At 58.2% G+C, this 3,781-nt stretch carries 5 protein-coding genes; 1 reads left to right on the forward strand and 4 read right to left on the reverse strand.

Annotated features, from left to right (window positions below; translation table 11 throughout):
* The first annotated feature begins 141 nt into the window (after positions 1–141).
* Complete coding sequence (locus ACFPOB_RS29450) at positions 142–1,143, forward strand: NAD(P)/FAD-dependent oxidoreductase (RefSeq protein ID WP_377801737.1); 1,002 nt, start codon at positions 142–144, stop codon at positions 1,141–1,143.
* Here ACFPOB_RS29450 and ACFPOB_RS29455 read toward each other — a convergent pair.
* The 4 genes from ACFPOB_RS29455 to ACFPOB_RS29470 form a co-directional block, all read right to left on the reverse strand.
* Entirely contained in the window at positions 1,135–1,863 is a 729-nt protein-coding gene (locus tag ACFPOB_RS29455; RefSeq protein ID WP_377801741.1) for a MauE/DoxX family redox-associated membrane protein, read from the reverse strand. The genes ACFPOB_RS29450 and ACFPOB_RS29455 overlap by 9 nt on opposite strands.
* Before the next feature lie 71 nt (positions 1,864–1,934).
* Positions 1,935–2,399 carry a DUF305 domain-containing protein gene (locus tag ACFPOB_RS29460; protein ID WP_377801738.1) on the reverse strand — a complete coding sequence of 155 codons (465 nt, stop codon included), beginning with the start codon at positions 2,397–2,399 and terminating at the stop codon, positions 1,935–1,937.
* A 49-nt stretch (positions 2,400–2,448) separates the two neighbouring features.
* Positions 2,449–2,832, reverse strand: a complete 384-nt coding sequence (locus ACFPOB_RS29465; RefSeq protein WP_377801739.1) for a DUF305 domain-containing protein — start codon at positions 2,830–2,832, stop codon at positions 2,449–2,451.
* Positions 2,833–2,892: 60 nt separating this feature from the next.
* Positions 2,893–3,237: a four-helix bundle copper-binding protein gene (locus ACFPOB_RS29470; RefSeq protein ID WP_377801740.1), complete on the reverse strand. Its 345-nt coding sequence runs from the start codon at positions 3,235–3,237 to the stop codon at positions 2,893–2,895.
* Between the last annotated feature and the right edge of the window lie 544 nt (positions 3,238–3,781).

Raw genomic sequence — 3,781 nt, forward strand, 5'->3', positions numbered from 1 at the left:
CCGCCCTGGCCGGATAATTCTCGGAATCCCGACCGGTTAATTCTCGGAACAGTGGCCGGTTAATTATTGGATTACCCGGCCGGTCGCGTCGGAATCTGCAATCGAGACTCTATCGTTGTGAATAGAAGGGAATTCGGGGATATGGTACTAAAGAAATCAGGCCAGGTTCAACCTGAATCACAAAGCGCGATTGCTCCCGAACCTGACCGCGCGCCGCTCATTGCCAATGGGTCGCGCATAATCGACTGCCTAGTGATCGGCGGCGGCCCGGCCGGTCTGACGGCTGCGATTTATCTGGCCAGGTTTCACCTGTCTGTGGTGGTAGTTGATAGCGGCGAAAGCCGCGCGCGCTGGATCCCCATTAGTCATAACCATGCTGGATTTCCGGACGGGATTGGGGGATCGGAGCTCTTGGCGCGGATGAAGGCTCAGGCAACGCGCTATGGCACCCGTCATATGGCAGCCGAGGTGACCTCGTTGACGAGAGACGGCAATCTTTTCGTTGCTGTAGCAGGAGACCAGACCTTGCATGCCCGCACGGTTTTGCTGGCGACCGGCGTGGTGAACCGTCGTCCAGCCATGCTAGAGGGCATGCACGCTGAGGCGCTGGCGCGCGGCCTATTGCGCTACTGTCCGATCTGCGATGGGTTCGAGGTGACGGATCGCCGTGTTGGCGTGATCGGCACCGGCGCGGGTGGGATAGGCGAGGCCGAGTTCCTGCGCAGCTTTACGGCGGATGTGACACTAATTTTGCCTTACGGCCTGCATGATCTCGATGCATCCCAGCGACAGCGCGCTCACAAGGCGGGTATCGAGCTGCTCGCGGGACCTTGTCTTGCCTTTGATCTGCGGGAAGGGGCGATCGTAGTCGCCTTGCCAAGCAAAAATTGTGTTTTCGACGCTATCTACCCGGCTTTGGGTAGCGAGGCACGATGTAATCTCGCGATTGCGCTGGGGACGGCAGTCTCTAGTAAAAAATGCGTAACCGTCGACGCCAAGCAGAGGACCAATGTGCCAGGCCTGTATGCCGCAGGAGACGTGGTCGAAGGGCTCGACCAGATCAGCTACGCCATGGGGCAGGCGGCCGTCGCGGCCACCGCAATCCGCAACGATCTAAGCGACCTCCAACTCCTTCTACGATAGCATATCCAATGAGCGCATGCCGATGCTCATCCAGACTGCCATGGCGACCATCATGAGATTCTCGGTCAACGACACGAAACCGAGTGGAACCCTGCTATTTCCTCCGACGCACGCGCACTTGATCTGGCGACGGTCGATATAGACAGCCTTGATCACGGACGCAGCTCCAATCGTGCCAATGAAGGCCGCGACCGGGACGGACAGCCAAGTGAGCGCGCCGGCGATCATCAGGACGCCCGCCGTCAGCTCGGCGTACGGATAGATATAGGAGTAAGGCACCCAGCGCCGCGCCAGAAGGTCGTAGCCGAGGAACATGGTCGAGAAGCTCTCGACGTCCTGAAGCTTGAGCAGCGCCAGGATGCACATGCTGAAAGCGATGAACCACTCCAGCGAGCGTAAATCGAGAAGACGACCTGAGCTAGCCCAATTGGCCGCGAGCGCCATCAGCGCCGCGACGGCAAAGACCCAGATGACGGGCGTATAGCTCGTCGCCCCGGGATCGGCGACGCTCAGCCCGAAGAAGCGACGCAGATCGTCGTAGCCGCCGATGCGTTGTCCGTCGATGAAGGTCTGCGGCGTCGTCTTGACGTCATACTCGGACTTGAAGGCGTCCGTCTCAGCCCTCGAGGTCAGCCAGCGATCTTCGACGGCGTAGCCGCGGCGATGCAGCAGGTCTCGCGCTTTCAGCCCGAACGGGCATTCATGTTCCGGCATCACCATCCGGTAGATGGTGGCCTGACGCGCTTCAATGGTCGTCACCGATACGTCTCCAGTGCTTTCGAGCAAGTCGGTCACTGCCGGGCCAGAAGGGCTTCCATCTGGGCGATCTCCTTGCGCTGGCTGGCGACGATGTCGCCGCACAGCGCCTTGATCTCCGGATCCGTGAGCGTCGCCTGCTCGCACATCAGGATGGCGCCCGAATGATGCGGGATCATGGCGCGCAGGAACTCGGCGTTTCCAATGCCGGCCTGCGTCCGCATGCCGGCGAAGCTCAGCGCGAACACCAAGATGGCGGCCGCGCCGATCGCTAAGTTGATGCGCCGCGACGGGAACATCGAGCGCATTGAGACCAGCATGATCACCGTCATCGGCGCGACCATCATGAGGGTCATGTAGACGTTGTTCAGGTTGAAACGAAGATGGGCCACCGTCGCAATCATCGTGTACATGACGAAGTACATCACGATGAAATCGAGGACGATCTCGACTGCGAGGCTGCGGTATTGGCCTTGCTTCATGTCACTGTGCTGTTCCATACACCCAACTCCCTGATCAAGCCCTGACCAAGCCTCCAACAGCGCGACGCTACTTGCCCTTGGTCTTCAGCCATGCGTCGATCGTGGCGATCTCTTTCTCCTGAGCGGTGACGATCTCCTGCGCCAGCTTCTTGGCCTCGGCGTCCTTGCCGTTCGCCAGCTCGACCTTGGCCATGTCGATCGCGGCCTGATGATGGCCCTTCATTTTTGTCACGAAGTCGACATCGGCATCGCCGATATAAGGCTGCATACCGCTAATCATTTTCATCATGACTTGTTTGTAGCCTTTGGTAGCGGCGGAATCGGATGCCGCCGGCTCCATAATTTTCATTGGCATACTGGAATCCATCATCGGCTTCGTGGCTGGCTGCTGGGCGAAGGCGGCGGAGATGGCGAAAGCGGATGAAAGAACGATCAGGCTGAGACGTGTCATGATAGGTTTCCTTCGTCAGGATGAGTTTAGCAAGCTGAGGTCACGGCGGCGACAAATTCACTAATCGGCCATTATCCGGCAGCTTTCGGCGCAGGCACGACAGGCGCGGACGCAAGCGTCCATGCCCTCAAGACGCTCGCACTCGCTGGCGCATTCAGTGCAAATGTCCGCGCATTCTGCGCAGAGATGCTTGTGGTGGGGTGAGCCGACCAGCATCACGTGAGCGGTGGCGCGACATGTCTCTGAGCATGCGAGCATAAGCTTGAGGTGATCGGGGCGGGCATGCTCGCCACCAACCTCTAGACAGTGACCCGTGCTCATTCCAAGACAGATCCGGTAACAGCTCAAACAGGCATCGATGCAAGCCTGAATATTCGGATCGGTATTATGCACAAAAACCTCCATACGGCCAAAAAATAGGGCTCATATCGAAGACGCTTTCAACCCAACATAGTTCCTGGCGTAACAATTTGTGATATCCGTCGCCGTATTTTAGGGATGTAGACGGATGGATTTTCCCGACCAGGCCCGTGCATGGCGCTCCTGGTGGCATCGATTGACCGATTGCGAACCTTCCAGACTGAGTTAGCGGTCTTGAGCGAAATCAGTAGAACGGCTTTGGAACCGCGCGCTTTTTCCGGTCACATAGAGTTCAGCATTAACGCAAATGGCACCCACCCTGCAAAGTAATGATCGAATATTTGTTCGAGACTGGTTTATTTCGCAGCGAGCTCAACCCACCCTCGGAGACAAATTAGACACCTCCGCACCTCGTTAGGCACACCGCGGTCTGCAGGGGCCCTTGCCACCCCACATAACGGATGCGATGTTTATTCTGTGTGCCAGCTTTAAGAGCCCGTCCCGAAAGGGTTGAGCGACTGGGGCACTCGTGATTCCAAGGGGTTGTTCAGGCCATCTTGGAGCGAGCGATGTGGACCCCAGCCACTCG

The organism is Allobosea eneae (assembly GCF_042657265.1).
GTDB lineage: Bacteria > Pseudomonadota > Alphaproteobacteria > Rhizobiales > Beijerinckiaceae > Allobosea > Allobosea eneae.